The organism is Pseudomonas sp. 86_A (assembly GCF_017491705.1).
In the GTDB taxonomy this organism is placed as follows: Bacteria; Pseudomonadota; Gammaproteobacteria; order Pseudomonadales; family Pseudomonadaceae; genus Aquipseudomonas; species Aquipseudomonas koreensis.
Window position 1 is genome coordinate 239448 of the sequence record NZ_JAFGYS010000014.1, and the last position, 8530, is coordinate 247977.

An 8530-nucleotide genomic window follows, 5' to 3' on the forward strand; every position below is an offset into this window, starting at 1 on the left:
AAATTGCCGCCCTTTCTCGACCAGCCCCTTCGCGGTAGTTCATTCGATGACCAGAAACATGAAATTCAGCCACAAGATCTTGTTGGCTGCCGCCCTCGTGGTGGCCGTTGCGTTCGCCTGTTTCATTTTCTTCAACGACTATCGACAACGCGAAGCCCTGAGCAGCAGCACCGAGGCCTCGATGCAGGAGCTGGGCAGCCTCACCACCAGCAACATCCAGACCTGGCTGGAAAGCCGCATCCAGTTGCTGCAATCGCTGTCGCAGCAAGTCGCCGCCGACGGCAGCGCCCCCGCCAGCCTGAAACGCATCATCGACCTGCCCGCCTACACCGGCAATTTCCAGCTCAGCTACTTCGGTGGCGCTGACGGCGTGATGTTCTCCGTACCCGCCGGCAATCGTGCGCCGGACTACGATCCGCGCGCCCGTGGCTGGTACAAGGCGGCCACCAGCGCCCAGCAGACCATCGTCACCGAGCCGTACATCGCCGCCTCGTCGGGCAAACTGGTGATCACCGTCGCCACTCCGGTGCAGCGTCAGGGCCAGATGATCGGTGTGGCCGGTGCGGACATCGACCTGACCAGCGTCAGCGCGATCATCAACTCGCTCAACTTTGGTGGCCACGGCCATGCGTTCATCGTCAGCGCCGATGGCAAAATCCTGATCCACCCGGACAGCAAACTGGTGCTCAAGACGCTCGCCGAGGCCTACCCGAACGGCGCACCGAAAGTCAGCCCGGGCCTGAAAGAAGTCGAGTTCGACGGCAAGACCCAACTGATCTCGTTCACCCGCGTCAACGGCGTGCCATCGGCCGACTGGTATGTGGCGCTGGTGCTGGACAAGGACACCGCGTTCTCGATGCTCAGCGAGTTCCGCACCTCGGCGCTGATCGCCATGGTGATTGCCGTTGTGATCATCATCGCCCTGCTGGGCATGCTGATCCGCGTACTGATGCAGCCGCTGCTGACCATGGGCCGTGCGATGCACGACATCGCCGAAGGTGAAGGCGACCTGACCAAGCGTCTGGTGATTCACGGCCACGACGAATTCGGTGCGCTGGGCCTGTCGTTCAACCGCTTCGTCGAGCGTATTCATACCTCGATCCGCGAAGTGTCCTCGGCCACCGGTCAGGTCAACGAAGTCGCCCTGCGCGTGGTCGCAGCGTCGAACTCGTCGATGTACAACTCCGACCAGCAAGCCAGCCGCACCAACAGCGTGGCCGCCGCGATTAACCAACTCGGCGCCGCCGCTCAGGAAATCGCGCAGAACGCCGCCCTCGCCTCGCAGCACTCCAGCGATGCGCGCAGCCTGGCGGTCGATGGTCAGCAGGTTGTGGATAAAACCATCCACGCCATGCAGCAACTGTCGGCAAAGATCAGCGACTCCTGCGGCAACATCGAAACCCTGAACAGCAACACGGTGAACATCGGGCAGATTCTGGAGGTGATCACCAGTATCTCGCAACAGACCAACCTGCTGGCGCTCAACGCCGCCATCGAAGCAGCCCGCGCCGGTGAGGCCGGGCGTGGTTTCGCCGTGGTTGCTGACGAGGTGCGCAACCTCGCGCACCGCACTCAGGACTCGGCGCAGCAAGTGCAGAAGATGATCGAAGAACTGCAAGTCGGCGCGCGTCAGGCGGTGAGCATCATGACCGAGAGCCAACGCGAGAGCGAAAGCAGCGTCGGCATCGCCAACCAGGCGGGCGAACGCCTGGGCAGCGTGACCCAGCGCATTGGCGAGATCGACGGCATGAACCAGTCGGTGGCCACCGCGACCGAGGAGCAGACCGCCGTGGTCGAGTCGATCAACGTCGACATCAACGAGATCAACACGCTGAACCAGGAAGGTGTGGAGAACTTGCAGGCGACGTTGCGGGCGTGCTCCGACCTTGAGCAGCAGGCGTCGCGTCTCAAGCAATTGGTCGGCAGCTTCCGCATTTAAAGCGCTGCCACTGGCCCCTTCGCGAGCAGGCTCGCTCCCACATTGGAATGCATTTCAACTGTGGGAGCGAGCCTGCTCGCGAAGAGGGATTGAGTCGCGATGAAGATTTAGAACCGTGAACCCGGCTCAGACAAAAACGCCAATTCCTCCGCCGTAGACTCCCGCCCCAACACCGCATTGCGATGCGGAAACCGTCCAAACCGTGCAATCACTTTCTGATGCCGCTCGGCATAGTCCAGATTGTCGGCAAACACCGCACGCTGCGCTTGCGGCTGCTCAGCCACCAGTTCGATAAAGCGCGAAACCGCTTCGTTCTGCACCGCGAGGTTTTCGCAGTGTTCGAAGACGAGGTAGATGAATACGCGCTGGATCGGCTTCAGTTGCCGATCAAAGTCCGCAGCGATGCCTTGCGCGACGAGTTTTTGTGCACGCAGATCACCGGAAAATGCCTTGGGAGTATCGCGATAGATCATTCGCGGTAGCTGATCGAGCAACAGCACCACCGCCAGCCAACCTTCGGGACATTGCGTCCACTCGGTCAATCCGCCCGCGAGGGCCTGATCGACAAAGACCCCGAAACGCTCACGCGCTTCGAGGTCTTGGCTGTCACGCTTGCCGAACCACAACTTGCCCTTGTCAGCCGAGATTTCGTCCGGTGATTCGGCGTGTCCGAACCACCAATCGAGCAACGGCTGCCAGGGCGCGTGCATGGTTTATTCCTTGTGGTATGCCGTGGCGCGCGCCACTTCTTCTTTCGAGCCGAGGAACACCGCTACACGCTGGTGCAGGCCTTCTGGCTTGATGTCGAGGATGCGCTGGTGGCCGTCGGTGGACGCGCCGCCGGCCTGTTCCACCAGGAACGACATCGGGTTGGCTTCGTACATCAGACGCAGTTTGCCCGGCTTCGACGGCTCGCGGCTGTCACGTGGGTACATGAACAGACCACCACGGGTCAGGATGCGGTGCACGTCGGCGACCATCGCGGCAACCCAGCGCATGTTGTAGTTCTTCTTCAGCGGACCTTCTTCGCCGGCCAGCAGTTCGCTGACGTAGCGTTGTACCGGGGCTTCCCAGTGGCGCTGGTTGGACATGTTGATCGCGAATTCCTGGGTGGTTTCAGGAATGGTGATGTCTTCGTGAGTCAGGACGAAGCTGCCCATTTCGCGGTCCAGGGTGAAGCCTTTGACGCCGTCGCCCAAGGTCAGCACCAGCATGGTTTGTGGGCCGTAGATCGCGTAACCGGCGGCCACTTGCTGGGTGCCTGGCTGCAGGAAGGCTTTTTCGTTCAGTGGCTCGTTCTGGCTCAGGTATTCGTTCGGGCAACGCAGTACCGAGAAGATGGTGCCGACCGGGGCGTTGATGTCGATGTTCGACGAACCGTCCAGTGGATCGAACACCAGCAGGTACGCGCCTTTCGGGTATTTGCCCGGGATCTGGTAGGCATTGTCCATTTCTTCGGACGCCATGCCGGCCAGGTGACCGCCCCATTCGTTGGCTTCGAGCAGGATCTCGTTCGACAGCACGTCGAGCTTCTTCTGCACTTCGCCTTGGACGTTTTCAGTGCCCATGCTGCCCAGAACACCACCCAGGGCGCCTTTGGACACGGCGTGGCTGATCTCTTTGCAAGCACGCGCCACCACTTCGATCAGGAAACGCAGATCGGCAGGAGTGTTATTGCTGCGGGTCTGCTCAATCAAATAGCGACTCAGGGTAACGCGGGACATGGACGGCTCCGGTGGAATGGGGGGCTAAAAACCCGCGCAGTTTACAGGGAGTCTGAAAACGTAGCGAGCGAAGACGCCCGGTAACGTGCGTTGGGGTGTATTTGCCTGCATGAGACGTGATTGTCGATGGAGAGTTCAGGTAGCGGGTTTAGCGTAGTCCGGTTCGGGACGGGTGGTGCAGGGTGATCGCGACAGTTTGAGGATTTTTGTTGTTTGATCGGCCGTCATCGCTGGCAAGCCAGCTCCCACAGGTTCTTGGGTGTACACGAACCAGATGAACGACCGAGATCACTGTGGGAGCTGGCTTGCTCGCGAATGGCGCGCAGCGCCAGCCATGCTCAGGAGTTGGTCGGTGGCTTGCGCAGCAGACTCGCCGCCATCGCCCCGAGGAACACCACGCTCACCAGCAACACCGCCCACAGACCGATCTTCTTCCAATTGGTCTCAGCCACCGCTGCGGTGGTTGCCGGCGAGGTCTGCGTCGCAACCGCTTCTCCCTGCACCTTCGCCTGGCCCAGCGTCGCGAGTTTCTCCGGTTTGAAATCCGGAATCAGCGTGCTCAGTGGCAGGTTCGCGGTTTTCACCGTCGAATTGCCCAGCGCCAGACTGTAAGGCCCGTCACCACGGGCAAGGAAAATCACCTGGGTCGCCCGCACTGCGTATTTCAGGCTCGGTGCCTGCTCGCCAAGTCCGCCGCCGCGTTCGTCCACCGTCAGTTTCAGTTGCTGCACAGGCTGCCCATACAGCTGCAATTCGTTCTGCACCACGTCCTGACCATTCTGGGTCAGGCGGTACAGCAAGCCGTTGCTCAGTGTCTGCCACGGCAGGCTGCTCTCGCGCCGGCCGGCCAGCGTCACCGGGGCCAGGCTGTTCGGTTGCTTGAGTTCCACCTGCACCCGCTCGACGTTCAGCCCCATCGGCAACTGCCAGGTGTACTCGCCCGCCTTGGCGCTGCTGCCCGCCAACGCTGGCGACCAGACCAACGGCAGCGGCACGTTGCGCGGGTCGCTGCTTTTCAGTTGCGCCGAAGTCAGCGTCGGTGCCGAATTCGGCGATTCCCATAGCAAGCGCACATAGCGTGCGGATTGCCCGGGTAACGTCACTTCATGCTGTTCGATGCGCTCATCGGAAAAGGTCAGCCGCGCCACCTGCCCCTCGCCCCACGCCTGCCAGTGCTGCAAGTCGTCGCTGGCCTCAATGCTGAAGCGCTGAAAGCCGTCGCGTTCGCTGGTCCAGTCGAGAGTCAGCTGCTGCAACGGTGCCTTGATCGCACTGGCGTCGAGCAGCCAGCCACGCAGCACTTCTTCGCCGGCCTCCAGTTGAGTGGACGGCTGCACCTCCACCAGCGTGCCGGTGGTGGTCGATTGCACGCGCACGTTGGGCGCACGCTCGTTGGCGTCGGCGGCGTTGTACAGCGGGAACCACTTCACGTCATGCAACTGACCGTCATCGCGGGTCTGCGCCGATTCCCGGGCCAGGGCGTAGGCTTGCGGTTCGCCGGCGGCGTTGAATACGCGCAGGTCGCTGAGATCGGTCTGGCGTGCCTGCAATTGCGCGCTCAACGGCAATTCGAGGCGATACCAGGGGCCGTTGCCACTGACCGCCAGCGGCACCTGCGTGGCGAAGTCCGCCGGTTTTTCCTGGGCGCCGGCAGCCATCACCACGCCCAACGCCAACCACCCCAGATTCAGCATGCGACTCAAGATGAAACTCCTTCAATGTCCGGCACGGGTTTGTCCGCCGCCGGTTCGGCTTCGACGCGCTTGGGCGGCAGCGGAGCAAAATAGCCCACCACCAGCAGCAACACGCCGACGCCGATAAACGAGACGATCCGCGCCAGTCCGCCACGGTTGCTCAATTCGACAAAAACCAGTTTCGCCACCACCAGCGCAATCAGCGCCGCGCCGATCAGCCACACCTCGCGCCGGTGACGCAGATGCCCGCCGATCATCAGGCCCAGCGCCATCAGGGTCCAGACGATGGACAACCCGGCCTGCACCAGCATCGATTCGAGCAGCAGATCCAGCTCGAACGGGATTCCCGCCCAATGGTGCGCGGCGCGGGTCACCAGCGCGGTGCAGAACGCGAATAGCGACACCCCGGCAACCAGTTGCGTGGCGTACTCGGCGTAATCCTTGCGCAGCGCAAACTGCGTCACCGCATGGCGCGACCACACGTACACCCCGAACAGCGCGAACAGCAGGCCCAACTCCAGCGGGTTGAGCAGCGGCACGTACGGCAGCGGTTCGGCGTTGCCATCGCTGACGCCATTGGCCAGCCAGAACCACGCCAGCATCAGCACCGCCAGGGGCGCCGCCGCGTACAAACGATATTCGCGGGGGAACGCTGCCACCGGCCACGGCCAGTTGCGCGGAGCCGCCGCCAGCAACAGATACAGGCTCGGCAGGATCGCCCAACCCAGCCAGCGCCAGGCGTTGTATTGCTCGGACAACAGCAGCAGGCCGTAACGCAACTCCAGCGCCAGCACGCCGAGCAGCAGCCAGCAGCCGAGCACATGCGCGGTGCTCAGGGCCCGCGCCGGCAGCATCGGCGCCAGACGCCGCAAGCTGAAGAAATGCACGGCGAACACCAGCGCCCACGCCAGCCAGCCGAAGCTTGCCGCCGGGTGATAACGCGCATGCCACGCCGCCAGCAGCACCAGCCCCGCGGCCGGAATCAGCAAGGTGCAGAGCAAGCCTAGCGCCGGCCATTTCAGACGCAGCGACAACACTGTCCACAACGCCACGCTCAGCGCGGCGACCAGCAGCAACAGCGTCGCCTCCAGATTCCACAGCGCAAAACGTGACACCTCGCTGACCCACGCCAGCGCCCACCAGCCGGCGCCCCACACCAGCAGCACTTCAGACAGGCGCTGCAAACTCAGCGCATCGAATGCCGAAGGGTGATTGCCCAGTTGCAGGCGCCAGGCCCCGATCATGGCCGCCAGCCCCAACACCAGTGGCGTCCAGAAGCCGCCATGGGCCAGCGGTCGCAGACCTTCGCTGGACAGCGGTCCGAGTAACTCGGGACCGACCAGCAAAAACGCCGCGCCGCCGATCAACTGCAACAACAGACCGAAGACAAAACTCACGCGCTGCTTGAGGTACAGGCTCAGCCAGATGATCAGCAATCCGCTGGCTGCCCACACCGCGCTCGCGGTTTGCCATGGCAACACGAACAGCACCGCCAGATTGATCAGCACCAACCCCGCCAACAGCACCACCGACAAGCCGCGCAGCAGACGCACATCACCGCGCACCATCTCGTCACGCGCCGCCAGCAGCATGCCGGCGATCAATGCCAGACCGATCAGGGATGCGCTGAGCAAACCGCTCCAGCCAGCGCTGAACACCGCCGCCGAACCCTCACCCGCACCTTGCAGGCGCAACAGGAACAACGCACCACCGAGCAACTGCACGGCAAACGCGGTGAACAGGAACGTGCGCGATTGCAGGCGCAGGCCAACGAACAACGTTGCCAGCCCGGCCAGCGCCCAACTGATCGCCGTGGCTTGAACAAAGAACAACAGCGGCGCCAGCAGGTACAGGAAGCTCAGACCCAGGGCCGCCAGCACCGGAAGGCCTTGGCGCTCCCACGGCGCAGCCTGTTCCGGCGCGGCCTTGCGCAACTGGTAGAAACTGAACAGCAGCGCGATGCCGAGCATCAATGCGCCCAACGGTGCGCCGTCGAGCAGGCTGCTTTCGCCGACCCGCAACTGACTGAGGAAGGCCAGCGCCGAACCCAGTTGCAGCAGCAGGGCAAACGCTCGGGCGAACGGCCGCTGCTGACGCAAGCCGAGCCAGAAAATCCCCGCGCCCTCCACCGCCCACGCCGCCGAGGTCCAGCGCGCATCGAGGCCGAGCGGGATCGCCAGGCTGGCAAAAATCACCCCCAACGCCAGACAGGTTTCGCCCAACAACAAGGCACGGCCGCCCATCAATACCCGGGCCAGCCCCATGTAGATCACGCCCAGCACCAGCGCACTGAACGCGGCCGCGAACTCCAGGTGCTGCACCAGCGCAAACTGCAGACCGAAGCCCACGATCGGCGGCCCGAACAGCATCGTGCCGTCGACGTAGTCGCCCTTGCGGGCCGACCAGTGCAGCAGCGCCTCGCGGTCGCCGTCCGCCGGCGCATCGGGCATATCAAGCAACTTGCGCCGGGCGAACAGCAGGCCGATGGCCAGGTACATCAGGAAAAACAGGATCAGGAACGGCTCGGTGCTCCACAGCAACTCAGGCGCATACGAACGCAGCCCCCAGGCGAAACCGATACCGAAGGTACCGACGAAACCGATCAGGTTGAGCAGGCGCCAGGCCTTGAACCAGGCAATGGCAAGAATGCCGGCGTTGAGCAGTGCGAAATAGCTGAACAGCGCAACATGGTTGCCCTCCCCGGTCGAGGTCAGGATCGGCGCGGCGAAACCGCCCAATGCCGCAGCGGCAGCCAGGCCCAGCGCATCTTGAGTAATGGCGAGAATCGCCGAAAACACCGTCACGGCCACCAACAGGCCCAACGCGGCGGACGGGTCGAGCAACGGGTGCAGGCGCATCGCCGCAAACACCGTCAGGTAGAGGACCGCAATTCCGGTGCCCTGCAAAATCAGCGCATAACTGCTGTTGCGCCGACGCAGCCACCAGCCCAGCGCCAACAGAGCCAACGCCGCCGCTGCGACCCCGGCGTAACGCAGTTCGATCGGCACCACCATGCCTTCGGTGGCGTAGCGCAACAGGAAGGCCAGGCCGAAGAACAACAGCACCACGCCGACCCGCAGCACGGTGTTGCCGCCGAACAGCCAGTTGCGCGCAGCGCTGATGCCGCGCTCGATGAGGTTGGGGCCACGGGGTTCGGCGAGGGGTGCGGGGGC

5 protein-coding genes are annotated in these 8530 nt (G+C 63.3%); 1 reads left to right on the forward strand and 4 read right to left on the reverse strand.

The annotated features are described in order from the left end of the window. The first annotated feature begins 46 nt into the window (after positions 1-46). Positions 47-1939: a methyl-accepting chemotaxis protein gene (locus J5M57_RS22055; RefSeq protein ID WP_207849200.1), complete on the forward strand. Its 1893-nt coding sequence runs from the start codon at positions 47-49 to the stop codon at positions 1937-1939. A 107-nt stretch (positions 1940-2046) separates the two neighbouring features. On the opposite strand, the gene J5M57_RS22060 is transcribed toward J5M57_RS22055, so the two are convergent. The 4 genes from J5M57_RS22060 to J5M57_RS22075 all read right to left on the reverse strand — a co-directional run. Further along, the gene (locus J5M57_RS22060) at positions 2047-2649 is read right to left on the reverse strand and encodes a DUF924 family protein (RefSeq protein WP_207849201.1); all 603 of its coding nucleotides are present in this window, start codon (positions 2647-2649) and stop codon (positions 2047-2049) included. A 3-nt stretch (positions 2650-2652) separates the two neighbouring features. Further along, positions 2653-3663: a class 1 fructose-bisphosphatase gene (locus tag J5M57_RS22065; protein ID WP_064585553.1), complete on the reverse strand. Its 1011-nt coding sequence runs from the start codon at positions 3661-3663 to the stop codon at positions 2653-2655. A 338-nt stretch (positions 3664-4001) separates the two neighbouring features. Then, complete coding sequence (locus tag J5M57_RS22070; protein WP_169842625.1) at positions 4002-5366, reverse strand: DUF3999 domain-containing protein; 1365 nt, start codon at positions 5364-5366, stop codon at positions 4002-4004. After that, a partial coding sequence (locus J5M57_RS22075; protein ID WP_207871998.1) for a DUF2339 domain-containing protein occupies positions 5363-8530 on the reverse strand: 3168 nt, incomplete at its 5' end. The genes J5M57_RS22075 and J5M57_RS22070, both read right to left, overlap by 4 nt.

Bases quoted from the DNA above. Each gene is read 5' to 3' on its own strand.
- J5M57_RS22055 (WP_207849200.1), top strand. From the start codon at position 47: ATGACCAGAAACATGAAATTCAGCCACAAGATCTTGTTGGCTGCCGCC.
- J5M57_RS22060 (WP_207849201.1), bottom strand. From the start codon at position 2,649: ATGCACGCGCCCTGGCAGCCGTTGCTCGATTGGTGGTTCGGACACGCC.
- J5M57_RS22065 (WP_064585553.1), bottom strand. From the start codon at position 3,663: ATGTCCCGCGTTACCCTGAGTCGCTATTTGATTGAGCAGACCCGCAGC.